We start from the raw sequence: 25,647 nt of genomic DNA on the forward strand, positions 1-25,647 counted from the left end.
TTAGAATCGGCCGATGGTCCGGCGGCGGCTCGCCCGGATCCTTCTCAACGAACGCCTCCCCGAACGCTCATGACCATGCCAGTCGCTCCGTTCGCCGTTCGCTTCAACCCGCCGGCGCTCGTCCGGCCATGATGGAGACACTTCAGGCCGCCCCGCCCACGGTGCGTCACGACAGTCGCATCGTGTCGATGCTCGCGGCGGCCATCGCGCTCGCCGTCTTTCTGATCGATGCGCTCACGCCGCTCGATATCGCCATCGCGGTGCTGTATGTCGTGGTGGTGCTGCTCGTCAGCTCCACGGGCAAGCGACGGGCGACCATCGGCACCGCATGGAGCTGCGTGCTGTTGACCCTGATCGGCTTCATCCTCTCGCACGATCAGACGGTTTCCGGCAGCGCGCTCGCACGGTGCGTCGTGAGTCTGCTCGCGATTTCCACCACCGCCGTGCTCGCGCTGCGCAACCAGACCGCGATCACGCAGCGCCAGCGCATGGAAGCGGAACTGCAACGTCAGCGCGAAGAACTGCGCAATATCATCGATGCCATTCCCGGCATGGTGTGGAGTTCATCGCCGGAAGGACGGCTGATCTTCGTCAACCGGCGCTGGAACGATCTCGGCGTCTCGCTGGGCAACCCAGAGCTCGAAGGCAACGACGATGTCTGGCGAACCATCGTGCATCCCGCCGACTTCGAAGCGATGCAGCGCGACTGGCAGGCCGCCATCGCGACGGGCGCGCCGTTCGAGAACGTCTCGCGGATTCGCGGCGGCGACGGCGTGTACCGCTGGATGCATATCGGCGCCGAGCCGTTGCGCGACGCGTCGGGTGCGATCCGGCGCTGGTACGGCGTCAACACGGATATCGAGGCGCGCAAGCAGGCCGAGCACGCGCTGCGCCGCAGCGAAGCGTTCCTGCTGGATGCACAGCGGCTCTCGCGCACCGGCAGCATTGCGACGAGCCTGCCCGCCGGCACCATGTGGTGGTCCGACGAGGCGTACCGCATCTTCGACTATCCGCGCGATGTCACGCCGTCCATCGACGCGATCCTGGCGCGCACGCATCCCGACGACCTCGCCATCGTGCGCGGCGCGCACGCGGCCGCGTTGAACGGCGCGCGCGAGATCGATGTCGAGCATCGGCTGCTGCTGCCGGACGGCTCGGTCAAGCATGCGCATTTCGTCGCGCACCGCTCGGCGGCGGAAGGCGAAGGCGACGAAACCGTCGGCGCGTTGATGGACGTCACCGAAACCAAGCGCGCGCAAGAAGCGCTCGCGCGCTCGACAGCGGAACTCGCGCACGTCACGCGCGTGACGATGCTGGGCGAACTGGCGGCGTCGATCGCGCATGAAGTGACGCAGCCGATGGCCGCGATCGTCACCAGCGGCGACGCGGGCCTGCGCTGGCTCGGCCGCGCGACGCCGGACTTGGGCGAAGCGCGGCAGGCGATCACGCAGATGATCCGCGACGCCCGGCGCGCGAGCGAAGTGATCGCCCGGATCCGCGCGATGGCGCGCAAGCGCGACAGCCAGCCCGCGACACTCGATCTGAACGAGATCGCCATCGAGAGCATCGAACTCGTCGGGCGCGAACTGGCGCGTTACCGCGTGGACGTGCGCACGGAATTCGCCACGCCCGCGCCCACGGTGCGCTGCGACCGCGTGCAGTTGCAGCAGGTGCTCATCAACCTTCTCATGAACGCCGCGCAGGCCATGTCCGGCGTGGAGGGCCCACGGATCCTGCGCGTTGCGACGAGCGCCGGCACGGTCACGGTGCAGGACACCGGCACGGGAATCAGCGAGGAGAGCGCGCGCCGGCTGTTCGATGCATTCTTCACGACGAAGGCGGAAGGCATGGGCATGGGGCTGTCCATCTGCCGTTCGATCATCGAGGCACACGGCGGCAGGATCTGGGCGGAAGCGCCCGAGGAAGGCGGCGCGCGTCTGCGCTTCGAGCTGCCCGCACACGAAGGGGACGACGATGAACACTAGCGGCAACGCGGACGGCGCAATGGTTTATGTGGTCGACGACGACGAATCGATGCGCGACGCGCTCGGCACGCTGCTGCGCTCGGTCGATCTGAACGTGACGAGCTTCGCCACGGCGCACGAGTTTCTCGCACATGACATGCCCGACGTGCCGAGCTGCCTGATTCTCGACGTGCGCCTGAAAGGGCAGAGCGGCCTCGCGGTGCAGGAACAGATGGCGGCGAGCCAGCTCGGCCTGCCGATCGTCTTCATGACGGCGCATGGCGACATCGCGATGACCGTGAAGGCGATGAAGGCCGGCGCCAAGGATTTTCTGGCGAAACCGTTTCGCGATCAGGACATGCTGGACGCCGTGGCTCAGGCGCTGGAAAGCGACGCGGCGCGGCGCACCGCGAACCGTTCAGTGGCCGATTTGCGGCGGGCCTATGAACTGCTCACGCCGCGCGAGCGCGAGGTGCTGGCGTTCGTCGTGTCGGGGCTGATGAACAAGCAGATCGCGGCGGAAATGAATCTGAGCGAGATCACGGTGAAGATTCATCGCGGCCAGGCGATGAGGAAGATGGCGGCGCGTTCGCTCGCCGATCTCGTGTTGAAGGCCGAAGCGCTCGGCGTGAAGCGGCCGCTGGGGGCGGCGGCATCGCGGGCGCAACGCCTTTGAGCGACGCTTCAGCGCCGCTGCGTCAGAGCAAGCGATCGCGTTCCGCCAGCCCCGTGACGGCCTGCTCGCCGTCCGGCGAGGCGAACCGGTACTCGCCTCGCGCGCACGTCTTCGCTTCAGAGAGCGCGGCGTCGGCGCGCTTCAACGCGCTCTCGAACAGCTCGCCCGGTCCGGCAAGCGCAATGCCGGCGCTCACGCTCACTTGCTCGATGATCCCGTCCATCAGGTCATAAGGCTCCGAGAGTTCGCGCAGGATCTTCTGCACGAACGCCTCCCCGGAGCGGCTCGCGATATAGGTTGCGACGATCGCGAATTCGTCGCCGCCCAGCCGCGCGGCCAGCTCGCCGCGCCGCATCGCATTGCGCAGGCGGTCGGCGACCTGGCGCAGCAGTTCGTCGCCGGTGTTGTGGCCGTGTGCATCGTTGATGCGCCGGAAGCCGTCCAGATCCACATACATGACGAAGACCTTCTCGCGTCCGGCGCCGCCCGTCATCAGGCGTTCGGCGTGGTCGGACAGATAGCGGCGGTTCGGCAGACCGGTCAGCGAATCGTGATGCGCCCAGTGCAGGATCTTCGCCTCGTTCCTGCGGCGCTCCGTCACGTCCTCGATGATGATGACCGTGCTGCCGTCCGGCACCGGATTGCGGATCAGCTGGAGCTGGCGGCCGTCGCTGAGCGGCAAGTCGAGCGGCGCGTGGCCGTCCTTCAGCCATTGGGCACAGCGCGTGGCGAACTCGCGGCGCAAGGTCTCGCCGAATCTCGCGATACCCACATGGCCGATGAAATCCGGCAACGACACGTTCAGGCGCAGCGTGTCGCCGCTCACACCGAACAGGTCCGCCGCCCGGCGATTCGCGATGATCACCTTGCCTGCTTCATCCACCGTGCACAGGCCGTGCGGCATGTGGGCGAGCGCGGCGTCGAAGCGCGCGGCGATTTCGGCATGGCGATGCTCGGCGGTCATCATCGCGACAAGACCGCGATAGTGGCGGCGCACGACCGCGGACATCGCGGCGAGATAGAGGAAGAGCGGCGGCACCAGAATGCCGTAGCCGGCCGGCCCCAGCAGCGCGCCGATGCCGATCGGCGCGGCGCCCAGGCTGACCTGCGCGAGCGCCAGGTGCGGCGTGCCCGCATTGCGGGAGCCGATGCCGCCGAGCGAGCCGGCCGTGACCATAATCGCGAGCGCGGTCAGGACGGCGTCGCCGGACGCGACGCACGCCATCGTGCCCAGGCCGGTCGCGAAGCACGCCGCGAGCGCGAACGGCGCATAGCGCCGTGCCCACGGAGCGGGATGGGCCAACGCCGTGGGCTGCAAGGCGCGATACCGGCACACGATCCCCAGGCGCACGGCGAGCAGCAGGACATCGCTTACCAGCCAGACGACGGTCCAGAGCGCATGGAGCCGCACGCAGGCGATGACCGCGACGAACATGCTCGACAGCCCGGACAGCAGCAGCGGACGCACATCGACGACGAGCGTCGACAGCAGCGCCGCGCGCATCGCGGGCGTGATCGTGCCGTCCTCTGTCGCCGGGGTGGCGAGAATCGAATCGATCAGGGACGGGGTACGTGGCATACAAGGGACCGGCGTGCCGGGAAGAGAGAAAAAACAGCACCGGCGGTGAGAGCACCGCCGGTGCGCGTATTTACGGCAGTGCCTGCAGAAATCTTGAGCAACGGTCGCCGGACAGGATCAGAGGTCGCCCGCGCATTGTGCCCGTTTCGCATGATCGTTTGACGACCGCGCGCTGCAAAACCCGCGCGGCGCGGGTTTTGCCTCATCGAAAGCTTTCGGTTCACGGACGATGATGGAAGGCGGTCCGCCGCGTGCCGGTCTGTTGGGCCACGCGCATTGTGATATCGATGTGAAGACAGCGTCGTGAAGAAGGCCTGGGAGTCGTCAGGCGATCGATAACAAGGAGACGTCATGAACACGAATTCACGCTCATCCGGCGCACCGGACGGGTCGCACGCCGAACACCGCAAGCAGACGAGGAAGGCAACCGCGAGCGGCTGGATCGGCTCGGCGCTCGAATACTATGACTTCTTCATCTATGCGCAGGCCGCGGCGCTGATCTTCCCGCAACTGTTCTTTCCATCCGGCAATCCGAAAGTGGCGATCGTCGCGTCGCTGGCGACGTATGGCGTCGGCTATGTCGCGCGGCCGATCGGCGCTTTCGTGCTCGGCCATTTCGGCGACACCCACGGCCGCAAGACCGTACTCGTGCTGTGCATGTTCCTGATGGGCTTCTCGACCATGGCCGTCGGCCTGTTGCCCACGTATCACAGCGTCGGCATGCTGGCGCCGGCGCTGCTCGTGATCCTGCGTCTGGTGCAGGGCTTCGCGGTGGCGGGCGAGATTTCGGGCGCGAGCTCGATGATTCTCGAACACTCGCCGTTCGGCCGGCGCGGCTATTTCGCGAGCTTCACGTTGCAGGGCGTGCAGGCCGGCCAGATTCTCGCCGCCGCCGTGTTCCTGCCGCTCGCGTACTACATGCCGGAGGACGCCTTCAATTCCTGGGGCTGGCGCATCCCGTTCCTGCTTTCGGCGGTCGTGCTGATCGCGGGCTACATCATCCGGCGTGAAGTGCACGAAACGCCGGCCTTCGAGAAGGAAGGCGAGCGAGGCGCGGTGCCGCGTTCTCCGATCGTCGATGCCTTTCGCTACAACCTCGGCGACATGTTCCGCGTGGTCTGCATGGCGCTGATGAACGTGATTCCGGTGGTGGCCACCATTTTCGGCGCGGCGTATGCCGTGCAGGCGGCGTACGGCGTCGGCTTTCACAAGAGCGTGTATCTGTGGATTCCGGTGGTCGGCAATATTCTCGCTGTGATCGTCATTCCGCTGGTCGGCAATCTCTCCGACAAGATCGGGCGCAAGCCGCCGATCATCGTCGGGGCGATTGCCTCGGGGCTGCTGTCGTACCTGTATCTGTATGCCATCAGCATCCACAGCGTCGGCCTCGCGATCATCGCGTCGCTGCTGATGTGGGGCGTCGTGTATCAGGGCTATAACGCGATCTTCCCGAGTTTCTATCCGGAACTCTTCCCCACCCGCACGCGCGTGTCGGCCATGGCCATCGCGCAGAATGTCGGCACGACCATCACGGCGCTGCTGCCCGCGCTGTTCGCGACCGTCGCACCGCCGGGATCGACCAACATCCCGCTGACCATCGGCTCGATCACGCTGGTGGTGACGATCATCGCGGCCATCGCCGCATGGAGCGCGCGCGAAACCTACCGCATTCCGCTTAATCAACTGGGCGAGGCCGATGCCCGGGAAGTCGAGAAGACCGAATACGACCGGCTGCGCGCGGAGTCGGTGGCGAATGCGCGTGCTTCGTGAGCCTGCTTCATCTGACAGGTGAGCTTCGATGAGTCCAGCATCAGGCAAGACACGCATTGCCGTGGCGGGCGCGGGGTCTATCGGTCAGGCGCACATGGGCGTCGCGCAGCGCAGCACGACCTGCACGCTGGCCGCGATCGTCGATCCGGCGCCCGCCGCCGCAGCTCTCGCGGCGCAAGCGCAGGTGCCGCTCTACGCGACGCTCGATCAACTGCTCGCCGCAGACCGTCCCGATGGCATCGTGCTCGCGACGCCCAATCAGCTTCATGTGGAGCACGCGCGCACGTGCCTGGCGGCGGGCGTGCCGGTGCTGCTGGAAAAGCCCATTGCGCCGACCGTCGCCGAGGCACAGACGCTCGTCGATGAAGTGGAGCGCCTGAAGGCGAGGATGCTGATCGGGCATCATCGCGCGCATAGTCCGATCATGGCGCGTGCGAAGCAAGTGATCGAAGCAGGGCGGCTCGGACCGCTCGTCGCGGTGATGGGCAGCGCCGTGTTCTTCAAGCCCGACGAGTACTACGCCAGCGCGCCGTGGCGCCGCGAGCCGGGCGGCGGTCCCATCTTGCTCAACATGATCCACGAGATTCACAACCTGCGGATGCTGTGCGGCGACATCGTCGCGGTACAGGCGTTCGCTTCGCACGCCACCCGCGGTTTTGTCGTCGAAGACACCGTCGCGATCAACCTGCGCTTCAGCAGCGGCGCGCTCGGCAGCTTCATGCTGTCCGACACGGCGGCGTGTCCGCGCAGCTGGGAGCAGACGTCGCAGGAGAACCTGGCCTATTCGACCTATCCCGACGAAGACTGTTACGTGATCGCAGGCACGTTCGGCTCGCTCTCGGTCCCGACGATGCGGCTCAAGTCCTACGCGACCCCCGCCGACCGTTCCTGGTGGAAGCCTTTCGACGCGGAAATCGTGACGTTGCAGCGCGCCGATCCGCTCGCATTGCAGATGGAACATTTCGGGCAGGTGGCGCGTGGCGAAGCCGAGCCTATTGTCAGCGCGCGCGACGGACTGCAGAATCTGCGGATCACCGAGGCAATCGTCGAGGCCGCGCGCAGCGGCAGAATCGTCGAGACCGTCTGAATTTCCCATCCCATCGAGGACAAGTCATGGCAAAAATCCTGACGCTGCACGGCGTCAACCTCAACATGTTCGGCAAGCGCGACCCGAAGCAGTACGGCACGGCGACGCTCGCGCAGATCGATTCCGACATGAGCGCGCTCGGCAAGGAGCTGGGTGTGGACGTGGAGGGCTATCAGACGAACATCGAAGGAGAGATGTGTTCGCGTATTCATCGCGCCTTCGAGGAAAAGGTCGACGCGATCGTCATCAACGCGGGCGCGTGGACGCATTACAGCTATGCGATCCGCGACGCGCTTGCCATTCTGACGGTGCCGATCATCGAGGTGCACATGTCGCACGTGCATGCGCGCGAGGAGTTCCGGCACAAGTCGGTATTCGCCGAGATCGCGAAGGGGCAGATCTCCGGCTTCGGCGTGGACAGCTATCTGCTGGGATTGCGAGCCGCTGTTTCCGCGATCGGCGCGGGGAAGTGAGGCTCTGGAAGAACGGCTTCTGAAACGTATCCGGCGTGGCGTGCTGGTTGGGCCGCGCCGGTTTCGGGCAAAGGCTGCGCGGCTGTCAGATCGTGCGGCCGAAATTTTTGCGGCTGGCGCCGGAGGGTTGTTCCGCTGCGTGCACGCGCGCCGGTTGCTGATCGCGCCGGGTGGCGCCACGGATAAAGAGCACCGCGCAGAGTGCGCTGAGCGCCCAGACAGTTGCAATGATCGTCAAGTAGTTCATGTCGTTCTTCCTGAAGCTTCTTTCTGCTGCCTGTGCGGTGCGTCGCTGCGGGCGGTGGTTTAGATGTCCAGCCAGTCCCGCGCCCTTGACCCGTCTTGTCCCAGTCTCAAGCCTGCGAGGCCGGCATCGTCAGAAGACGGCCGATCAGCCGTTCCGCGATGGCGTGCTGCTCGGTGATGGCAATGGCGTCGTCGTCGCTTGCGGCGTCCGGCGCGGCGCGCAGCGTGCCCGCCAGGCGCATGATGTTGTCCGACACCGACTGCAACTCTTTCAACAACTCGGCTTGCGTCGCCGACACGATCTGCTGACTGTTCCCTGCAAGCACTTCAGCCGTGCGATGCGGCCTTGCGTTACCTTCCATCGTCTGAAACATGTCGACCCCCGTGAGTGGATGATGCGATTCTCCCGCCGCCGCCCGAAAAGCAATCCTCCGAACAACACCTGATTCCAGCCTCAAATCGTTTCGTGAGTTGAAACGGTGGGCTCGTTGCGGCGGCGGAATGTCCTGCCAGCAAGGCTTTGCAGCCGTCAGGCGGGAACATCGCGAAATTTTCGTGGCTTCTTTTTCAGATTCGCAGCACGAGCGTGCTGGACGAAAAGGGTGGGCCGCTCAAAAAAACAACACTTTTTACACGAAAGCGCGCGTCGGCAGGTGGTCGAAATGACGCAAATTTTTAGGGCGGCAAGAGTGGTTCGGTAATTTTTGCGGAGCAGCGAGGTCTTTCGGGGAATCCGCGAGGCGGAGCAAGGACGGAATCGGCTACTATCTCGAAACCAGAAGGCGGTCACGCACGGCGCGTCAACCGTCCTAACCCTCGCTGATCTCTCGTCCTGACACTCACCATGTTCGAACACATCGATGCCTATCCCGGCGACCCCATCCTGTCGCTGAATGAAAACTTCCAGAAGGACCCGCGCACCAGCAAGGTCAACCTGAGCATCGGCATCTACTTCGACGACGAAGGCCGTCTCCCCGTCATGAAGGCCGTCCGCGAGGCCGAACTATCGATCTTGCAGGATCTCGGTCCCAAGCCCTATCTGCCGATGGCCGGTTTTGCCCATTACCGCGACGCCGTGCAGGCGCTCGTGTTCGGCAACGACAACCCGGCGCGCGCCGCTGGCCGTATTGCCAGCGTGCAGACGCTCGGCGGTTCGGGCGCGCTGAAAGTGGGCGCGGACTTCATCAAGCGCTATTTCCCGCAATCGAAGGTCTGGGTGAGCGACCCGACGTGGGAGAACCACCGGTTCATCTTCGAGCGCGCGGGCTTCGAGGTGAACACCTACCCGTACTACGACGAGGCCAGCGGCGGCCTGTTGTTCGACGCGATGCTCGCCGCCATCGACAAGCTGCCGGCGAAGAGCGTCGTGCTGTTGCACGCGTGCTGCCACAACCCGACCGGCGTCGATCTCGACGACAGCCAATGGGTCAAGGTCATCGACGTGTTGCAGAAGCGCGACCTGCTGCCGTTCGTCGACATGGCCTATCAGGGCTTCGGTTCCGGTCTGGACGAAGACGCCTTCGCCGTGCGCGAACTCGCGCGCCGGGGCGTGCCGGGCTTCGTCGCCAATTCGTTCTCGAAGAATTTCTCGCTGTATGGCGAGCGTTGCGGCGGCCTGCACGTGATCTGCGACGACGCCGCCGCCGCCGACCGCGTGCTCGGCCAGTTGACGAGCGCAGTGCGTTCGAACTACAGCAATCCGCCGACGCACGGCGCGAAGATCGTCACGCAGGTGTTGAACACGCCTGAACTCAGGCAGTCGTGGCAGGACGAACTCGCGTCGATGTGCCAGCGCATCGCGCGCATGCGTCAGGCCATTCACGACGGCCTCAAGGATCACGTGCGCGGCGAAATGCTGACGCGCTACGTCAAGCAGCGCGGCATGTTCACCTACACCGGACTCGTGGCTGAACAGGCGGACCGTCTGAAAGAGGAATTCGGCGTCTATATCCTGCGTTCGGGACGCATGTGCGTTGCGGGACTGAACGACAGCAACGTGCAGATCGTCGCCGATTCGATCGGCAAGGTGCTGGCAGCGAAGTAACGCTCCACCCAGGCATCGCGGACCGGTCCGGCTGCTACATCGCGGGACAGGACAGCACTTTCTGCGGCGGCAGGCTGCCCGGTCCCGTGTCCACTTTCGTTCCGCGTGTCGGCGTCAGGATGAGCCGCACGCTGTTCGTGCCTTCATTCGCGAGCACGTAGACGTCGCCGCTTCCCTCCGGCTGCCAGTACACGCGATACACCTCCCCGTCCTTGTACACATGCAGCGCGCCGTGCCGCACCGCGCCGCCGCGCCAGAAGTTCACGCTTTCGCCCTCGCGCAGCGTGATCGGTGCGTCCTGCCCGCCGGTCGCGCTTTCGAGCGTGCCGCAGACGGTGTCGTCCGCGCGGGCGGGCAGGCAGACGGCAAGCGCCGCCAGCGCGCCGGCGCAGGTCGTCAGGGATGAGCGTTTCATCGTTGTGCGGCTCCTGTTGAAAAGCAGCGGCGCGCGTGCGCCGTGCCGCGCTGTCCGCAAGATACGCGCCGCCGTTCTTTTTCCCGTGTGCTACTTTGAATGAAGCACGCGGGCCCGGAAGCGCAATGCAGCCGGGCCGGCAGGCGGCGTTCGATCATGGAGGCCCCCATGTCAGTGATCGCACCGGACGAAAGAGCGGAGTTCCTGGCCATCCTGACGCGCCATCGGCTCGACGAGCAGGATTTCCTCGTGCAGGAAGGCGGTCAGAACGACGTCGTCGATGACGTGTATCCGTTACAAGGGCTCGTCACCATCACGCGGCGCTCCACGCTCAAGGAGCGCGAATACCGCGTCGGACACGGCACGCACTGGACTGCCGCGTTCGAAAAGGACCTGAACAAGGGCGTGTTCCGTTGAGCAGCACGCCTGAAGGAAGTGAGTTGCAGCAGTCTTCCATCACGCATCTTTCGACGCGGAGCAGGCGATGAGACCCACAGAATTCAAGTCGTTCAAGGCGCATGTCGCGATGATGCTGCGCGATCTGCCGCGCGGCGTGACCGCCGATCTGACCGACGTCGCCGTCGCGTACTGGAACGGGACTCAGGTGGTGGGCGTCTATTTGCGGGACCACGGCCGCCTTGACGAGGACTTCGATTTCGACGAAAACGCCTGGGGCAACTGGCGCGAAGAGTTCCTGATGTGGCTGGAAGCGCCGAGCTTCACCGAACGCGCCGATCTGAAGGCGGCCTTCGCCGCCGGCGTGGTCACAGCGGTGTCGTACGGCGGGCTCTGGCCGCGACCCCGCAGTCTGCATGGCGGTTCAGCGTAAGTCACCTGTAAAGCGTACTGATCAGCGTGCTTTTATCCGCCGAAACGGCACGTTGATTGCTCCTGACGACGACGCGACAGCGTCCGAACCACGACCGTCCGCCGGCCGTGTCTCGCCATTCATCGTCTCAGAGGGAGTTCAGCATGGCTGGCAACGGAAGACTTCATTCGCTCACGTTCTTCACGGCCATCGTGTTCGTCGTCATCGGCCTGCTGCTCGGGATCGGCGGGGCGTACCTCGTGGCGGTGAAAGGCTCGTGGTACTACGTCGTCACGGGCGTGGCTATCGTCCTGACTGGATTGCTGCTGCTCATTCGGCGCCGCTCGGCGCTGCTGCTGTTCGCACTCGTGCTGTTCGGCTCGACGCTGTGGGCCGTGTTCGAAGTGCATTTCGATTTCTGGCAACTGATGCCGCGCCTGTGGGTCTGGCTTGTGCTCGCCATCTGGCTGCTGATCCCGTTCGTGCATCGCGGGGCGCTGTTCGGGCCGCCCTCCACCGTGCGAGCCGCGCGCACGCCGCTGGCGGCGGCGATCATTCTTACGTTGCTGCTCGGCGCCGGTAGCTGGTTCCGCGATCCGCATGACCTGTCGGGACGCATCGACGTGGAAGCTGCCGCCGACGCCAATCAACCCGATACGAACGCCGGCACCGGACGCAAGCCCGGCGACTGGACCGATTACGGCGGCTCGCCGCTCGCACAGCGTTATGTGCCGCTGACGCAGATCACGCCGGAGAACGCGCATCAGCTGAAAGTGGCCTGGACCTTTCGGACCGGCGACATGCCCGGCTCCGGCGATCCCACCGAAACCACCGACGAGAACACGCCGATCAAGGTCGGCGACACGATTTTTCTGTGCACGCCGCACAGCAAGGTGATTGCGCTGGATGCCGCGTCGGGCAAGGAAAAGTGGCGGTTCGATCCGCAGATCCAGAGCCCGGTCGGGTTCAAGCATTGGGAGCATATGACTTGCCGGGGCGTCGCTTATTACGATCCGGCGATGCATGCGGCCGTGGCTCCTTTAGATGCGGCTGCATCCGCTCCTTCAGACGCCGCCGCATCAGCTCCGGCGGATGCCGCCGCTTCCGCTCCGGCGGATGTCGCCGCCGCGTCAGCGCCTGCTGAATCCGCACCCGCACCCGCACCCGTCACGACGCCCGCGCAGACTACCGCGCTCGCCGAGTGCCCGCGTCGCCTGTTCCTGCCCACCGCCGACGCCCGCCTGATCGCGCTCAACGCCGACACCGGCAAGCTCTGCCCGAGCTTCGGCAAGGACGGCGCGATCGATTTGCGCGCCAACATCGGCCCGTTCACGCCCGGCGGCTATTACTCGACGTCACCGCCAGCGGTGTTCCACAACCTCGTGATCGTCGGCGGCCACGTGACCGACAACGAATCGAACAACGAGCCTTCCGGCGTGATCCGCGCGTTCGACGTGAACGACGGCCACCTCGTCTGGAACTGGGATCCGGGCAATCCGGACGCCACCGAACCGATCGCGGCGGGCGGCACCTACGTCCGCAATTCGCCGAACATGTGGTCGATGTTCAGCGTCGACGAGAAGCGCGGCATGATCTATCTGCCGATGGGCAATCAGACGCCGGATCAATGGGGCGGCCAACGCACGCCGCAGGCGGAGAAGTTCGGGGCGGGACTCGTCGCGCTGGACGCCGCGACAGGCAAGCTGCGCTGGAATTACCAGTTCACGCATCACGACCTGTGGGACATGGACGTGGGCGGCCAGCCGACGCTCATCGACCTGCAAACGGCGCAGGGTACGCAGCCGGCGATCATCGCGTCGACGAAGCAGGGCAGCCTCTACGTGCTGAATCGCGAGACCGGCCAGCCGATCGTGCCGATCAGCGAAGTGCCCGTGCCGCAGGGCGCTGCCAAAGGCGACCATACCTCGCCGACCCAGGCGGTCTCCGCGCTCAACTTCAATCCGCCGCGCATCAGGGAGGCGGACATGTGGGGCACCACGCCGTTCGATCAGCTCTGGTGCCGCATCAAGTTCAAGAGCTTGCGTTATGACGGGCCGTTCACGCCGCCGTCGGAACAGGGCACGCTGGTGTTTCCCGGCAACTTCGGCGTGTTCGACTGGGGCGGCATTTCAGTGGATCCGGTTCGGCAGATTCTGATCGCGAATCCGGACTATATGGCGTTCGTGTCGAAGCTGATTCCGCGCGAGAAGATCCAGGAAGGCAAGAGCGACGGCGTGGTCAGTGAGACCAGCGGCATCAAGCTGGCGCGCGGCACGCCGTTCGGCTTTGAGATCAACGCGTTTCTTTCGCCGCTCGGCATTCCCTGCCAGGCGCCGCCGTGGGGCTACATGGCAGGCGTCGACCTGCGCACGAACAAGATTGCGTGGCAGCACAAGAACGGCACGATTGTCGACAGCGCGCCCTTGCCCATTCCGATGCCGCTCGGCGTGCCGAGTCTGGGCGGAACGATCGTGACGGCGGGCGGCGTAGCGTTCCTGACCGGCACGCTCGATCAATACGTGCGCGCCTACGACGTCCACGACGGCCGGAAGCTGTGGGAAGCGCGCTTGCCGGCGGGCGGACAGTCGACACCCATGAGCTATGCGGACGCCAGCGGCAAGCAGTATCTGCTCGTGACCGCTGGCGGACATGGTTCGCTCGGGACGAAGGCCGGCGATTACGTCATTGCCTACACGTTGCAATGACGCATGAGAGGCGAGATTACTGCGCGCGCCGGTAGGCTTCGGCCATCAGCGCGCTGACTTTGGCGCGGGCATGGAGCGCGTCGCGCGTGGCAGCGCGAAGCTTGGCGGCGAGGAAGGAAACGAGGGCGATCGGGGTTGCGGCGATGATTCCCATGGCGGACTCCGTACTAGGGGTAACTAACTAGGTAATAACCCTAGGTTAGCATACTTTGACGCGGTGCAATAAAACGCTTTCAAAAAGCGGCATCGGCGTGGGCATTCCGTATGCTGGACGGCAGCATCGCATCGGCGTTGTGTTGGAAGCTCCAGCGCGGTTGCTCGGAATCGTCGTCTCTCCGTCGAGGAGTTGCACATGAAAGCGCTCGCTCCTGCTTGTGCCGCCGTTGTCGGCGCCGCGCTGCTCGCGGTGATCATCGGCGCATGCAGCGGGGGTGGCTCCAGCGGCGACACCACCTCGTCGGCCGCGGGCGGCGGGGCAGCGTCGGGCGCATCGAGTCCGGCGGGGGCATCCGGTGCGGGAGGCGCGTCGAGTCCCGCGGGTGCATCGAGTCCTTCAGGCGCCTCGGGCGCTTCCGGCGGCAACGGCAACGGCTCGACCACCTCCGTCAGCAACCCGATGGACGTCACCACCTGGCACAACGACATCGCCCGAACCGGCCAGCAACTCGCTGAAACCGTCCTGACGCCATCGAACGTCAATACAGCGACATTCGGCAAGGTCGGCGTGTTCAACGTGGACGGCGCCGTCGATGCCCAGCCGCTGTTCCTGGCAGGCGTGCCGATCGCGGGCGGCACGCGCAATGTGCTGTACGTCGCGACCGAGAACGCGAACGTCTATGCCTTCGATGCCGACAGCGGCGCCGTGCTGTGGAAGGTCTCGACGCTCGGCAACGGCGAGTCGCCGAGCGACGACCACGGCTGCGCGCAGATTACGCCGAACATCGGCGTTACGGCGACGCCGGTCATCGATCGTTCGCGCGGGCCGCATGGCGTGATGTACGTGGTCGGCATGTCGAAGGACGGATCGGGCGGCTATCACCAGCGCCTCCACGCGCTCGACGTCACCACGGGCGCCGAACTCTTCAACGGTCCGACGGAGATCACCGCGAGCTATCCGGGCAATGGCGCAGGCAGCCAGAACGGCCAGGTGCCGTTCACGCCGGGCCAGTACGCCGAACGTGCCGCGCTGCTGCTGCTGAACGGCGTGGTGTACACGTCCTGGACGTCGCACTGCGATTTCATGCCGTACACCGGCTGGGTCATCGGCTATAACGCCGACACGCTCCAGCAGGCGAGCGTGCTGAACCTGACGCCGAACGGCCAGATGGGCGCGATCTGGATGAGCGGCGCGGGGCCGGCATCGGACGGCCAGGGCATCTATCTGCTCGATGCCAACGGCACCTTCGACCCGACGCAAAACGCCCAGAAGATGCCGATCAACGGCAACTACGGCAACGGCTTCCTGCGGATCGACCCGAATCCGCTGCGGGTGCAGGATTACTTCCAGGCGTCGAACACGGTGCAGGAGTCGAACGAAGACGAGGATCTCGGTTCGGGCGGCGCGATGGTACTGCCGGACTTCACCGATGCAAACGGCGTCGTCCAGCATCTTGCGGTGGGCGCGGGCAAGAATTCGACGATCTACGTGGTCAACCGTCTCTCGATGGGCAAGTTCGATTCGAACGCGGACCACATCTATCAGGAACTCGTCGGGCAGATCACCGGGCCGATGTTTGCCGCGCCCGCCTACTTCAACAACACGGTCTACTTTGGCTCGATCGGCGACAGCATCAAGGCGTTCGCGGTTTCGAACGCGGCGTTGTCCGCGACCCCCACGAGCAAGACCTCCAACACCTTCGGCGCGCCGGGCGCGACGCCGAGCATCTCGGCCAACGGCACCGCGAACGGCATCCTGTGGGCGGCGGAAAACGGCACGATCGCGGGCTTGCGCGCCTACGACGCAAGCAACCTGTCGCGCCAGCTCTACAACAGCGGCGACACCAGCGGACGCGACCAGTACGGCCAGGGCAACAAGTTCATCACGCCGACCGTCGCGAACGGCAAAGTGTATGTGGGCACGAAGAGCGGCGTCGGCGTGTTCGGATTGCTGGCGAAGTGAGGCGTGGGCTCACCGCGCCGGATGGGCCGCGACGAACGACTTGAACGCGCTGTAGGCCGGCTTTGGCGTCTTGCCGTCGTTCAGCATGATGCCGTATGGGCCTTCGCCGCCGCTCGGGTCGTCGTAGAGTTCGTAGACCTGCAATGACGTGATGCCGTATTGCGCGGAGATCGACTTGAGCGCGCCCAGCATGTTGACCGACAGGTAATCGGCGGCCTGCTGCTGGGTGCCCGGAAAGCTCGGGCGCATGCCGACTTCGTTGATCCATACCGGCTTGCCGAAGCCCTGCAAGGTGCCGATCACGTTGTAGCAACCGGTGCCGCCGCATGCGTGGGTGATGTCGCCCTGCTCGGAATACCAGTGCCAGGCCGTCACATCCCAGGTGACTTTTGGATGACCGCTCGTGCCGTCGGGCTGCGTGCCGTTTGCGAGCATCACATCGAAGCCATAGTGCATCCAGGTATTGCCGCCGATCACGATCTTGCCCAGCGGATCCAGCGACTTGATCCCCGCAATCAATCCGCGCACCACGCCACGCGCAATCTGGAAGCGCGTGTTGTCGAAGTCAGTGCTGCGCACGCCGTCCACCCAGCCCACGAGCCATTGCGCCGCGAGTTCGTTGGTCACTTCGTAGTACGCGTAGCGCTGCACGGCGACGATCTGCCGGGTGATGGAATACGCGGCGTTGTAGGCATCGCTCTCGCTGGCGAAGTTGAGTTCGAGCAGGATGACCGGATACACGGTGATGCCGCTGGCGGCCATCGTCCGGGCCAGGTTGGCGAGCGTTTGGGCGCCCGGCGCGTCGCGCACCTCGATGCGATACATCTTCACGTTGAGATCGCGCAATTGCGAACGTTGCAGCGCAGGGCTCGATATGGCATAGGCGCCGGTGTTGTTATGGCCGTTGATGCCATAGGCGATGTCGCGTGCATTCGGATACGTGAGCGGCGCGGGGATGATGGGGCGCGCGGCATCGCTGACCGCGGTGGGGCCGGTACTGTCCGAACCGCCGCCGCACGCCGCGAGCAACAGGGGCAGCGTGAGCGCACCCAGCTTGTCGACGAGTTTCATGATGAGGTGAGACCCGAGAGATATCGAAGCGATACCCCGAACCGTTGCCGATATCGAATGGATTGGGCGGACGCGAGCCGGCCGTGACGCGGCGTTGTCATGGTTCGATGGGAAAGCGCGTCGGCGGCGGGGCATCTGGCCGGTGCACGCACGTTCTCCGGGAGGGGCTGGAAGAGGCCGCGAAGGCCTTGTTTGGCGAAGCTGCGGGAACGTGAGGGAGCGTGCGTAGATCACTATAGACGCGGGTTCCGCGCGAAATCAAGCCTTGGCTACGCGAGGCTCCATGCACGAAACGCAACCCCCGCGCCGATTCGGCCGAACGGTCGGAATGCCGTGTCAGAGACAGATGCGCTATATTCTGAAATACATAGCGCGCCGCGATCGGCGCGGAGAACCTGTCACCGGCTTCCATGTTGACCCGCACACGATCCCCATCATCCGTCACGCCCACGCCAGCCGATTCCAGCCTGCGCGCCAGCATCATCACCGTGCAGGCCGCGCGCGATCGCGACCGCGCGGAGCCGCTGCGGGATCTCGTCGATGCTCATCGGCGCTTGCAGGGCAGCGTGTTGCGCTTTCTCTCGTTGTTCGTGGAGAGCGTGGCGCCCGCGCCGCTGGACCAATTGGTGGCGTGTCTGGAGAAGAAGGCGCGTGCGGCGGGTTTTGCGCGCATGCCGGAATTGAGCGCGGCCGTGCAGGCGACGCGCGAAGCGGCCCGGCAGCGCGAGTGGCTGTTCTCCGATTCCTTCGGCACCGATGCCGCCGCGCTGCGTGAAGCCGCACGCGCGCTGGAGCGTCTGGATGCGACGCTCGTCGGCTTGTGCGTCGAGCATGTGGTGCGGCAGACCGCCTCGCGCGGTACGAAGGGCAAGGCGCGGCGCGCCTGAGCTTCAACCCGTCACGGCGTTCAGGGCGATGGCCTGATCCCGGACGGCACGGCGTCGAGCTGGCGGAATACGCTGAGCCAGTCTTCGAGATGCCAGGTCTTCGATACGCGGTCGCCGCGTATTTCGTGGAAGGAGTGAATCGCGAACCGAAGCGGCTTGCGGGTGGCGGCGATGCCCATCAGCGGCCCGGCCTGTGTGCCGCTCACTTCGGCGCGTACGCCCACGCGATCATCCTGCACCAGCATGTCCAGGATCTCGATGCGCATGTCGGGCAGCGCAATGGCGAGATCGGCGAAGATGGGGATCATCTGGTCGGGACCGGGACGCTCTCCGGGCGGTTCGGGAAGATACGCCCAGTCCGGTGTGACGGCCTCGCGCAGCAGCATGAGATCGTGCGTGGCGAAGGCGCGATAGAGCCGTTCGACGGCGTCTCGCGCCGCCGCGTGAGTGAGCGGGCCTGCCTGCATGGTGCCTCCGTCATGAGCGGGTTGGCATGAGGTGGAAACTGCGGCATAACGCACCCACTGTACCGCAACCCGTCCGCAACGCGCAGGAACGGCCCTGGAGTCATGTTAAGCTCACGTCTCTTCGCTGGGGAGTAGCCGGCTTTTCCGTTCGGGAAAGCGTCCATGTCAACACGCTCGGTCGTTCGGACCGTGGCATGGACAACCGTCAAGGGTTGGCAAGACCATCGACAGAATCCGCGACCGGTCGGGCGCGCGTTCTGTCGTTTATCTTGCCCGACCAGAGCGCTACTCGATGAATCTCGCCTCCACACTATTCCTGGCCTTCGCCATGTCCACCGACGCCTTCGCGGCCGCCGTCGGCAAAGGCGCCACCTTGCACAAGCCGCGCATTGCCGAGGCCCTGAAGACCGGCGTGATCTTCGGTGTGATCGAGGCACTGACGCCGCTCGTCGGCTGGGCGCTCGGCAAGGCGGCCGCGCAGTACGTCACCGCATGGGACCACTGGATTGCGTTCGCGCTGCTGGGTCTGCTCGGCGCCCGCATGATTCGCGAAGGCCTGCGCGCTGTCGAACACGAAGAAGAAAAGCCCAACTCCCACTCGTTCTGGGTGCTCGCGCTCACCGGCTTCGCCACCAGTATCGATGCCATGGCGGTCGGCGCGGGCCTTGCGTTCATCGATGTCGATATTTTCTCCACCGCCGCGACCATCGGCTTCGCGACCATGCTGATGGTGACCATCGGTGTGATGGTCGGGCGGGTCGTAGGTGCGACCATCGGCAAGCGGGCGGAGATTGTCGGCGGGCTGATACTCATGGGCGTCGGCTGCGTGATTCTCGCCGAGCATCTCGGTTATCTCAGCTGAGCTTGCCTGTTGGCCCGCCGCGCGGCGTGAAGTACGCGAGCGCGGCGGCCACGATGAACAGCGCCGGCACGTCGCCGGCCAGATGGCCGAGGTGCGCGTGAGACTGCGCCCCGCCGAATGACTGCACGGCCATGATGGCGCCGTGCACGACGCTCGACCACACCGTGAACCAGATGAGACTCAAGTGCCGCAGCGGATCGCGCGAGGCGATCAGCAGGAACACGCCAAGCGTCGCATAGAGGCCGACGATCATCAGCGCATACTCCGAGCGGCCTCCGTGCGCGCCTTCCCAGGCCCAGCCGGATGGCCAGAGCAGCATCAACGGATAGAGGCCGAACAGCGCGATCAGCCCGACGATCACGAGCACGATGCGCAGGCAGGCAAGACGACGGGCGTCGGTCATGGCGGGCTCCTTCACGGGCGGCAAGAGAACACAAGATACGCCTCGACGAAATTCTCGAGTGAACCATTCCGGTCCGCGATTCGCATTCTGAATACGCTGACTGACTGCAATGAGCCGCCAAGAAATAATGGCTTTACAAACCGAAGTACTGGATTATCGAAACAAAGTGCAATAACGTTGACACGTGCTGGAAGGCGCTAAGCGTTATCGGCAGCCAATGCTAAGCTGCCGATGATCGAGCAGGGGAGGCGTCCATGTATTCACGTGCGAAAGCAATCAAGAAATCCCAGGTAAAGCGTTCATTTATGAATAAGCAGAGCCCGGGGAAAAATGAAGCATTGACCGACGAAGAGGATTATTACGGAAACTGGTTTCTCCAGCAGGTCAGGTTCAACCGGGCGCGCCGGGCTCTGAACCGGGTGCAAGCCAATGGAGTATTGATGCACCAGGAATTTCTGCGTTCTTGCGGGAAGAGCTGGAACGACGAGTATCTGGAGCAGGGATTTCCTTCGAGTGAGTTGATGCAGTTCTTTGCAGAGCGCCTGCGAAACGGACGAAACGTCGTGGAGCAGGTCGGTGATCTCGATACCGAAGAATCGGCTTTCATCGAGGTCATTTTTGCTAAAGATCTTTATGTGACTCATGCGACCGAGAGAAAGGTGTCCAGCATAAACGGAGATTTGATCCTTTTTTCGCGGAAAAGGCTGATTGAAAAAGGAATTGCTTTTTCAGATTATCATTCGATGGATGAAGATATCGAAGGACTGGGAAACGATGACTACGTGTTCTTCTCGCTTGAAGTCGGGGAGAAATCGAAGAAAAAAGAGAGCCGATTTGGTGGTTTGTTTTACAGGGTGAATTACAGCCATCCGCTGTTTGATCTTTCGTCGTTGTCGCTTTTCGATCAGATGAACATGCAGATCCCTCAACCTTCCATCGCGCGCCTGAGTGACGATGCGAGAGCGAGGCTTCGCGGCAGAAAATATGCGCGATTGAACATCCTGTTTCATGGAAGAGAAGCCAGCATGAAAGGGCTGGCGTACTCGATCATCGAAGTGGCGAGGATGCTGGCTGAACGCGACAAGCGGATTATCCTGAGCGCCAGGTCAGACGACGAGGTCAACCGGGTGATCAACTGGATATTCAGGCCTGAAATCAGGGTTCCAGGGATCTTCGCGGTTCGCAACGGAGACTATTCAGTCGCGGGTTACTCGGACGACTGAGCCTTTTCGCGCAAGGTCGTGCAGACCTGCAGCGCAATGCGTCGCAGCGCGTTCCACCAAAAATCGGCGTCAATACGATAACAAAAACTGCCTTCACGCCGATACGATTCGTCATTCGACTGCCTGGTCCAAAAAATACAGCATGGCGCGTCTTCTGAAGGGCGGCCCATGCCGAGGAACCCGCATGCCACGTCCGATCGCCGCACGCATTCATCTCGATGCCATCCGTCACAACCTGCAGCTCGTCAAGCGGACGGCGCCGACGTCGCGCGTGTGGAGCGTGATCAAGGCCAATGCGTATGGGCACGGCATCGAGCGCATTTATCCCGCGCTGGCGGAAGCCGACGGCATCGCGCTGCTGGACCTCGACGAAGCCGTGCGCGTGCGCGAACTCGGCTGGAACAGGCCGGTGCTGCTGCTGGAAGGCGTGTTCGAACCGGACGATCTGGCGGTCGCCGACCCCTACCGCCTGACCGTCAGCGTGCATTGCGACGAACAGCTCGACATGCTCGCAGCCGCGCGCCCGCGCGAGCCGATCGACATCCAGTTGAAGATGAATTCGGGCATGAACCGGCTGGGGTTTCGGCCCGCCGACTACGAGCGCGCGTGGCTGCGTGCGTCGCGTATCGAGGCAATCGCATCGATTGGCCTGATGACGCACTTCGCAAACGCCGACGACGGCGCCATCGACTGGCAGGTCGACGCGTTCGACGCCGTCACTCGCCATCTTCCCGGCACGCGGTCCCTGTCGAATTCCGCGGCGGTGCTGTGGCATCCGCGTGCGCATCGTGACTGGGTGCGTCCCGGCACGATTCTCTATGGCGCGTCCCCGAGCGGCTGCGCGCGTCACATCGAAGGCATTCCCCTGCGTGCGGCGATGACGCTCGAGAGCCGCATCATCGGCGTGCAGACGCTGCAGCCCGGCGAGACGACCGGCTATGGCCGCACCTTCACGGCGGATCGGCCGATGCGCATCGGCGTGGTCGCGTGCGGCTATGCCGACGGCTATCCGCGTCATGCGCCGGCCGGCACCCCGGTGAGGGTGGCGGGCGTGCGGACGCAGTTGGTCGGGCGCGTGTCGATGGACATGCTCACGGTCGATCTCACTCCCTGCGCGGCGGCCGGAATGGGCGCGCCGGTCGAGTTATGGGGCGAGCACATCAGGGTGGATGAAGTGGCGGAGCCGTCCGGCACGATCGGCTACGAATTGCTGTGCGCACTGGCGCGACGCGTGCGGGTGCGTTGCGACACGGCCGACGTGACGGCAGAGCGGCTGGCACAGCCCGTCTGACGCGCGCGGATTCGCCCTTCAGTGAGTGAGTGTCAAATTCAGTCGCGGGTGCGGCATGTTGCAGTCATGCCGTTTTGCGGCGGGATAATCGTTGGATCCCATTTTGGAATGGAGGGTCCATGTATCCATATGCGAAGAAATCGGTGCGGGTGCTTGCCAGACAGGACAGACGGCCGCTGAAGAAAAGGCCGGTGCGCGAGTTGGCGGCAACTGAACCGGAGGACGATAGAACGAGCGACCTGGCATGCAGGCTCCTGCAACGCGTCAGATTCAAGCGGGCAAGAAACGCGCTGCACCGAATGGGTCGCAACGGATATCTGTTTCGCAAGAACGCCACGCCTGAAGAGGACGATGACTGGGTTTTCGACCGAGGGCCGGCGGTCAGCCACTTCCAGCGATCAGCCGCGCTGTTTTCGAAGTCGATCAAGAACGTGGATGACATCATCGCATCCAATGGCGTACTGGACGGCCAGGAAGAGTCATTCGCGGAGAACTTCTTCGGCATGCCGTTCTACGCCACGCACGCGACGCATGCCAGGGTCTTGAGTCCGGGCGGCGACCTGGTGCTGTATTCCAGAAAGCGATTGATGGAAAAGGAAATAGCTTTCCTGGACGACAACTCAACCGATATGGATGTCAACGGTTTGGGGAATGACGACTACGTGTTCTTTTCGCTGGAAGTCGGCGAGAAGCCAGCGAAAGACTGGAGCCGTTTCGGAAACCGGATGTACAGGGTGAAATATGACCATCCGGCGTTCGCTTATGCAAGCATGTCGCTTCTTGACCAACTGGAACTCGAGCCGCCTTCACCCGAGGCCTTAAACTTGAGTGAGGAGGCAAGCGATATTCTCTTCGGCAGGTCCTTCGAGCGACCCGATGTGATGTTCCATGGACGAGATCGCAGTATCGTCGGCCTGCTTCATTCGATCATTCATGCGGCAAGAAAACTTCCGCCAGAAGACAGGCAGATCATTCTGAACGCGCGCGCCGAGCCCGATATCGACAAGATTATCAACTACGTCTTCAGGCCGGAAATCAGGGTGCCGGGGATGATTGCCGTGTGTCAGGACGACTTCGTCTCGTATCGCTTGAAGGACGAGTGAAGCGGTCGTTGTCCAAAGACCCGAGGCGGCGCGCTGCCGCCTCGACATGCCACCGAAGCGGGTTGGGTCAGCGTGTGGCCGCCATGTAGAACGCGGTGGAACGCTGCGGCGTCACGCCCACGATGTTCATCTGGTTGTTCACCACGGTCGCCTCGACCGGCATCGTCACGCCGCTGCCGGTGGCGCAGGCCGCGCTCGTGAAGGTCAGCGAGCCGTCGAGAATATGCTTGCCGGTCGCGCGCGGCTTGAAGCTGCCGGTGAAGGTGCAGGCGCCTTGCGAACCGGTGATCGCGCCGTCCGCGGCGAAGGTGATCGTCGAGACCGTCGTGATGTTGGCCGGGTTGCTCCACGTTCCCTGGACATCGCCGAGGGCGAGCGGCGTGTCATAGGTGGCGCTGTAGTTGCCGTTGAAAATGAGCGCGGTGGTGTTCGGTTTTGTGTTGATCGAACTCGTCGCCGAGAACACGCTTTTCGACGTGAACGTGCCGCTGAGCGTGCCCGCGATAATCTCGCCGGTGTAGTGCAGCGCGACGACGGCCGGATCGGTGAATGCGCCGTTGGTGGCGGTCAGGAAGCCTTCGGTCATCCAGACCAGATCCTGATTCGACGTATAGATGCTGAAATACTGCCCGGTTTCGAGAACGATGGTTTGCGCCGCCAGACCCGTATCCGTCGCGCCGAACCAGATGCCTTCGGGAATCGTGTGCGACGTTTTGGCGACGCAGCTCTTCGTCAGGTTGGCGTCCGTGGCACAGGTTTCGTCGCTTCCGCCGCCTCCGCAGGCAGCGAGAACGGGCAGGACGAGCAGCATCACTTTCGGGAGCAGTTTCATGGGAACGGTAGAGGTTGTTCTTGTCGATAGGCGTTGAGGACGCGCGGGAGGGCGCGCATGCAATGCGTTATCGGAACGTTCGGACGAAACTTGAGAGGGGGTTTGTAGCTAGCCGCTATGCCATCCCTGACCCACGCACTGCAAGATTGATTGGCGGGGCATCCCTCACCACTTCACCTCCCACGCCCCCGGCCTGACCGACTCCCTCGCATACCCCGCCGGCGTGCGCTCCAGTTGCGCGCTCGGCGTCACCGCCACCAGCTCGCCGAAGCCCGACGCATGGCGCGTCATGAACGGCGCGACATCCGGCGTCGGCGCGGCGAGGCCGCCTTCCACGCGCCCCAGTCCACGCAGCCAGTGTCCCGTTTGCGCGAGCGAGACCTGCACATGCCAGCTCCCGCCTTCGCACTGTTGTCGCCACAGCGCCGCCGCCGCGCCGAACGCCATCAAAAAGCCGCTCGCCATGTCGAGCATCTGCATGGGCAAGGGGCGCGGCTTGCCGTCGCCGGCCGCTTCGCCTTCGGCCGCGTTGAAGCCCATGGCCGTCTGCACGAGCGAATCGAACCCGCGCCGTTGCGCCCACGGGCCTTCGGTGCCATACGCCGTCAGTGAGACATACACGATGCCGGGCCGCCGCGCCGCCAGCGCTTCCGGCCCAAAGCCGAGCGCCTCGATGCCGCCCGGCCGATAGCCCTGCGAGAACACATGCGCGTCGTCGACCAGCCGCCCGAGCGCCGCGCGATCCTGCTCCGTCCGCAAGTCGAGCAGCGCCGAGCGCTTGCCGCGACTCGTGTCTGCGATCGCCGGAATGTTCGGCAGATGCGGCGCGTTCACCAGCATCACGTCCGCACCGAACGCAGCCAGTGCGCGCCCGCCAACCGGCCCTGCGAGAATGCGCGTGAAGTCGAGCACACGGATGTCATCGAGCGGCCGCGCAGTTTCATCCAGCAAAGGCAACGCGCATGGCGGCGCATCGCCGATGCGGGTCATCGTCATCAATGGTTGCGCGGCGATTGCATGCGCCTGAGGCGTCGCGTCCCATTCGTCGAAGGTGCGCAGCATCGTGACGACAAGGCCTTGCGCCGCCGCGGCGTCTTCGAAGTCGCGGCCGCGCCAGGCGAGCATCGCGTGCTCGGCGTCCGCGCGCGTCGCCGTCTTCGGATCGAGACCGAGCAGGCGCAGCGCGCCGTCCTGATGATGTTCGAAGTTGGCGTGAATGCGCACGTAACCATCGGCGCAGCGATACAGGCCGGAGAAGCGTCCCCACGTTTCGGGCGCTTGCCCGTCAACGGTGAAGGCGCCTGTGCATTCCACGGCTGCATGCGTCATGTCGACCGACACCCGCTGCCGCCCGACGCCCCGTGCATGCGCCAGTTCGCACGCGGCGAGCGCTGCCGCAGCGACGGTCGCCTGCGCTGCCGTGCCAATCGCAAAGCTCGACGGAAAGACCGGCTCGCGGCCCGGAAGCTCGATAAAAGAAAGCGCATCACCGGGCAAGCCGGCGATGCGCCAGAGCGCGTGAAGCGTATCGGAAGCTGAAACGGAAGTTTGAGCGGACATGATGGATGGGCGCGCGTGCTTCATGAGGAAGAAGCCCCCATTGTCGCGCGGACCGCGCTTGC

Annotated in this window: 25 protein-coding genes and 1 riboswitch; of the genes, 15 read left to right on the top strand and 10 right to left on the bottom strand. The window is 64.3% G+C overall.

Features of this window, described 5'->3' with window-relative positions; genetic code table 11:
- Nucleotides 1-128: 128 nt before the first annotated feature.
- Both QCE88_RS23575 and QCE88_RS23580 read left to right on the top strand, forming a co-directional pair.
- Entirely contained in the window at nt 129-1,985 is a 1,857-nt protein-coding gene (locus tag QCE88_RS23575; RefSeq protein WP_309906816.1) for a PAS domain-containing protein, read from the top strand.
- Nucleotides 1,975-2,640 (top strand): response regulator, encoded by a 666-nt coding sequence (locus QCE88_RS23580; protein ID WP_309906817.1) that lies wholly within the window; start codon nt 1,975-1,977, stop codon nt 2,638-2,640. The genes QCE88_RS23575 and QCE88_RS23580 overlap by 11 nt, the downstream gene beginning before the upstream one ends.
- Nucleotides 2,641-2,662: 22 nt before the next feature.
- Here QCE88_RS23580 and QCE88_RS23585 read toward each other — a convergent pair whose 3' ends face one another.
- Complete coding sequence (locus tag QCE88_RS23585) at nt 2,663-4,219, bottom strand: diguanylate cyclase domain-containing protein (protein WP_309906820.1); 1,557 nt, start codon at nt 4,217-4,219, stop codon at nt 2,663-2,665.
- 351 nt (nt 4,220-4,570) lie between these two features.
- On the opposite strand from QCE88_RS23585, the gene QCE88_RS23590 reads away from it, so the two are divergent.
- From QCE88_RS23590 to aroQ, 3 genes are read left to right on the top strand one after another with little or no spacing between them, the layout of a single operon-like run.
- Entirely contained in the window at nt 4,571-5,989 is a 1,419-nt protein-coding gene (locus QCE88_RS23590) for an MFS transporter (RefSeq protein ID WP_309906822.1), read from the top strand.
- Between the two features lie 28 nt (nt 5,990-6,017).
- Nucleotides 6,018-7,076, top strand: a complete 1,059-nt coding sequence (locus QCE88_RS23595; RefSeq protein WP_309906824.1) for a Gfo/Idh/MocA family oxidoreductase — start codon at nt 6,018-6,020, stop codon at nt 7,074-7,076.
- A gap of 26 nt (nt 7,077-7,102) precedes the next feature.
- On the top strand, nt 7,103-7,549 hold the full coding sequence (aroQ, locus tag QCE88_RS23600) for a type II 3-dehydroquinate dehydratase (RefSeq protein ID WP_309906826.1): 447 nt from the start codon (nt 7,103-7,105) through the stop codon (nt 7,547-7,549).
- Between the two features lie 85 nt (nt 7,550-7,634).
- Here aroQ and QCE88_RS23605 read toward each other — a convergent pair whose 3' ends face one another.
- Both QCE88_RS23605 and QCE88_RS23610 read right to left on the bottom strand, forming a co-directional pair.
- A complete protein-coding gene (locus QCE88_RS23605; RefSeq protein ID WP_309906828.1) occupies nt 7,635-7,796 on the bottom strand; it encodes a hypothetical protein in 162 nt (53 codons plus the stop codon).
- 106 nt (nt 7,797-7,902) lie between these two features.
- Nucleotides 7,903-8,169: a hypothetical protein gene (locus QCE88_RS23610; RefSeq protein WP_309906830.1), complete on the bottom strand. Its 267-nt coding sequence runs from the start codon at nt 8,167-8,169 to the stop codon at nt 7,903-7,905.
- Nucleotides 8,170-8,639: 470 nt separating this feature from the next.
- On the opposite strand from QCE88_RS23610, the gene QCE88_RS23615 reads away from it, so the two are divergent.
- Complete coding sequence (locus tag QCE88_RS23615) at nt 8,640-9,839, top strand: amino acid aminotransferase (protein ID WP_309906832.1); 1,200 nt, start codon at nt 8,640-8,642, stop codon at nt 9,837-9,839.
- Between the two features lie 34 nt (nt 9,840-9,873).
- Here QCE88_RS23615 and QCE88_RS23620 read toward each other — a convergent pair whose 3' ends face one another.
- Nucleotides 9,874-10,254, bottom strand: coding sequence for a hypothetical protein (locus tag QCE88_RS23620; RefSeq protein WP_309906835.1), 381 nt, complete (start codon nt 10,252-10,254; stop codon nt 9,874-9,876).
- Between the two features lie 168 nt (nt 10,255-10,422).
- Here QCE88_RS23620 and QCE88_RS23625 point away from each other — a divergent pair, with 168 nt between their 5' ends.
- From QCE88_RS23625 to QCE88_RS23635, 3 genes are all read left to right on the top strand, one after another.
- On the top strand, nt 10,423-10,671 hold the full coding sequence (locus tag QCE88_RS23625) for a hypothetical protein (protein WP_309835706.1): 249 nt from the start codon (nt 10,423-10,425) through the stop codon (nt 10,669-10,671).
- A gap of 67 nt (nt 10,672-10,738) precedes the next feature.
- Nucleotides 10,739-11,083, top strand: coding sequence for a hypothetical protein (locus QCE88_RS23630; protein WP_309906837.1), 345 nt, complete (start codon nt 10,739-10,741; stop codon nt 11,081-11,083).
- Between the two features lie 143 nt (nt 11,084-11,226).
- The gene (locus QCE88_RS23635; RefSeq protein WP_309906839.1) at nt 11,227-13,767 is read left to right on the top strand and encodes a glucose/quinate/shikimate family membrane-bound PQQ-dependent dehydrogenase; all 2,541 of its coding nucleotides are present in this window, start codon (nt 11,227-11,229) and stop codon (nt 13,765-13,767) included.
- 16 nt (nt 13,768-13,783) lie between these two features.
- Here the strand turns inward: QCE88_RS23635 and QCE88_RS23640 are convergent, their stop codons facing one another.
- Nucleotides 13,784-13,921, bottom strand: a complete 138-nt coding sequence (locus tag QCE88_RS23640) for a hypothetical protein (RefSeq protein WP_309906840.1) — start codon at nt 13,919-13,921, stop codon at nt 13,784-13,786.
- 198 nt (nt 13,922-14,119) lie between these two features.
- Between QCE88_RS23640 and QCE88_RS23645 the strand changes: the two genes are divergently transcribed.
- Nucleotides 14,120-15,886, top strand: a complete 1,767-nt coding sequence (locus QCE88_RS23645; RefSeq protein ID WP_309906842.1) for a PQQ-binding-like beta-propeller repeat protein — start codon at nt 14,120-14,122, stop codon at nt 15,884-15,886.
- Between the two features lie 9 nt (nt 15,887-15,895).
- Here QCE88_RS23645 and QCE88_RS23650 read toward each other — a convergent pair whose 3' ends face one another.
- Entirely contained in the window at nt 15,896-16,957 is a 1,062-nt protein-coding gene (locus QCE88_RS23650; protein WP_309906844.1) for a lipopolysaccharide biosynthesis protein, read from the bottom strand.
- Between the two features lie 410 nt (nt 16,958-17,367).
- Between QCE88_RS23650 and QCE88_RS23655 the strand changes: the two genes are divergently transcribed.
- Nucleotides 17,368-17,844: a hypothetical protein gene (locus QCE88_RS23655; protein WP_309906846.1), complete on the top strand. Its 477-nt coding sequence runs from the start codon at nt 17,368-17,370 to the stop codon at nt 17,842-17,844.
- A gap of 20 nt (nt 17,845-17,864) precedes the next feature.
- Here QCE88_RS23655 and QCE88_RS23660 read toward each other — a convergent pair whose 3' ends face one another.
- On the bottom strand, nt 17,865-18,311 hold the full coding sequence (locus QCE88_RS23660) for an ester cyclase (protein WP_309906848.1): 447 nt from the start codon (nt 18,309-18,311) through the stop codon (nt 17,865-17,867).
- A 114-nt stretch (nt 18,312-18,425) separates the two neighbouring features.
- A riboswitch (yybP-ykoY riboswitch) is annotated at nt 18,426-18,594 on the top strand.
- Between the two features lie 9 nt (nt 18,595-18,603).
- On the opposite strand from QCE88_RS23660, the gene mntP reads away from it, so the two are divergent.
- Nucleotides 18,604-19,173, top strand: coding sequence for a manganese efflux pump MntP (gene mntP, locus QCE88_RS23665; RefSeq protein WP_309906850.1), 570 nt, complete (start codon nt 18,604-18,606; stop codon nt 19,171-19,173).
- Here mntP and QCE88_RS23670 read toward each other — a convergent pair.
- Nucleotides 19,166-19,576 (bottom strand): DUF6632 domain-containing protein, encoded by a 411-nt coding sequence (locus QCE88_RS23670; protein WP_309906852.1) that lies wholly within the window; start codon nt 19,574-19,576, stop codon nt 19,166-19,168. The genes mntP and QCE88_RS23670 overlap by 8 nt on opposite strands.
- Before the next feature lie 254 nt (nt 19,577-19,830).
- Between QCE88_RS23670 and QCE88_RS23675 the strand changes: the two genes are divergently transcribed.
- The 3 genes from QCE88_RS23675 to QCE88_RS23685 all read left to right on the top strand — a co-directional run bounded on the left by QCE88_RS23675 (nt 19,831) and on the right by QCE88_RS23685 (nt 23,193).
- Nucleotides 19,831-20,799, top strand: coding sequence for a hypothetical protein (locus QCE88_RS23675; protein ID WP_309906854.1), 969 nt, complete (start codon nt 19,831-19,833; stop codon nt 20,797-20,799).
- A gap of 184 nt (nt 20,800-20,983) precedes the next feature.
- A complete protein-coding gene (gene alr, locus QCE88_RS23680) occupies nt 20,984-22,090 on the top strand; it encodes an alanine racemase (protein ID WP_309906857.1) in 1,107 nt (368 codons plus the stop codon).
- A gap of 119 nt (nt 22,091-22,209) precedes the next feature.
- On the top strand, nt 22,210-23,193 hold the full coding sequence (locus QCE88_RS23685; protein ID WP_309906859.1) for a hypothetical protein: 984 nt from the start codon (nt 22,210-22,212) through the stop codon (nt 23,191-23,193).
- A gap of 67 nt (nt 23,194-23,260) precedes the next feature.
- Here the strand turns inward: QCE88_RS23685 and QCE88_RS23690 are convergent, their stop codons facing one another.
- Entirely contained in the window at nt 23,261-24,025 is a 765-nt protein-coding gene (locus QCE88_RS23690) for a hypothetical protein (protein ID WP_309906861.1), read from the bottom strand.
- A 165-nt stretch (nt 24,026-24,190) separates the two neighbouring features.
- Nucleotides 24,191-25,585, bottom strand: coding sequence for a CoA transferase (locus QCE88_RS23695; protein WP_309906863.1), 1,395 nt, complete (start codon nt 25,583-25,585; stop codon nt 24,191-24,193).
- Nucleotides 25,586-25,647: the final 62 nt, after the last annotated feature.

It is taken from the genome of Caballeronia sp. LZ035 (assembly GCF_031451175.1).
In the GTDB taxonomy this organism is placed as follows: domain Bacteria; phylum Pseudomonadota; class Gammaproteobacteria; order Burkholderiales; family Burkholderiaceae; genus Caballeronia.